Source organism: Streptomyces sp. S6 (assembly GCF_054880855.1).
The window spans coordinates 1-763 of record NZ_JBTYMC010000711.1 but is presented as its reverse complement, the minus strand read 5'-3'; the positions used below and the strand labels follow the sequence as shown (position 1 = coordinate 763).

1 protein-coding gene is annotated in these 763 nt (G+C 76.4%); it reads right to left on the bottom strand.

What is annotated here, in order from left to right; translation table 11 throughout:
- On the bottom strand, positions 1–763 hold a 763-nt coding region (locus ACVNF4_RS36635; RefSeq protein ID WP_461807123.1), incomplete at both ends, for an SDR family NAD(P)-dependent oxidoreductase.

Genomic DNA, 763 nt, shown 5'->3' with positions numbered 1-763 from the left:
TACGGGTGCGGCGCGGGTGCGCTCCAGGTCGAGAAGGGGCCGGGAGCGCACAGCCGGGGGCAGTCCCGCGATCCCGGTGCCGGGTACCGCCTGTTCGACGGCCGTGCGGGTGCGGACGGTGGTCGCGGGGACCAGGTCGCGCAGGGTGGCGGGCAGGGTGCCTGCCTCGGCGCGGGCCTTGAGGGCGGTGCGGTCGGTGCGCATCGGCAGCAGGACAGCGTCCTGTGCCGCCCATGCCCGGTCGAACAGGCCGAGACCCTGCGCGGCGTCCAGCGGCAGGACGCCCGCCTTGGCCATCCGGGTGCGGTCGAGGTCACCGATGCGGGCACCCATGCCGCCGCCGGTCCCCCACAGGCCCCACGCCAGCGAGGTGCCGGGCAGTCCGGCTGCGCGGCGGGTGCGGGCGAGGGCGTCCAGGGCGGCGTTGGCCGCCGCGTAGTTGGCCTGGCCCGCGCCGCCGAGGGTGCCGACGGCCGAGGAGAACAGGACGAACCGGTCGAGGTCCAGGTCCCGGGTCAGCTCGTGCAGGTGGTGTGCGGCGTCCGTCTTGGCGCGCAGCACGGTGTCCAGGCGCTCGGGGGTGAGGGAGGTGAGGACACCGTCGTCCGTGACGCCTGCCGTGTGGACGATCCCGGTGAGCGGGCGGTCCTCGGGGAGGGCGGCGATCAGTGCGGCGAGGGCATCGCGGTCGGCAGCGTCGCAGGCCGCGAACACCGGGCGGGCGCCCAACTGCCGGAGGTCGGCGGCCAGTTGGTCCGCGCCG